The following is a 241-nucleotide window of genomic DNA, read 5'->3' as shown; positions in this document are numbered from 1 at the left end:
CGAGGTTGTTATCACGGCTGACGTTGGCCACGTCGGTGACCACGATTTGGAACTCATCACGCACGCTATCGTTGCCTGCACGGTGATCGTCCGCGCCGCCCGTTTCCTCGTAGGAGTACGTGATCTTGCCGGTGGCGGCATCGTAACCGGTGATGGTCAGGATGCCCTTGTCGGTGGTGATGACCACTGGCGTGGTGTTGGCGCCGGTGACGTCCTGGCCGCCGACGGTGACGCCACGGAT

Annotated in this window: 1 protein-coding gene; it reads right to left on the bottom strand. The window is 62.7% G+C overall.

Annotated features, from left to right (window positions below; genetic code table 11):
* Nucleotides 1-241, bottom strand: a 241-nt coding sequence (locus HMPREF0549_RS09950) for a hypothetical protein (protein WP_003718002.1), incomplete at both ends; no start/stop codon positions are given.

This window comes from Limosilactobacillus vaginalis DSM 5837 = ATCC 49540 (assembly GCF_000159435.1).
GTDB lineage: Bacteria > Bacillota > Bacilli > Lactobacillales > Lactobacillaceae > Limosilactobacillus > Limosilactobacillus vaginalis.
This window is presented reverse-complemented; position numbering and strand designations above follow the sequence as displayed.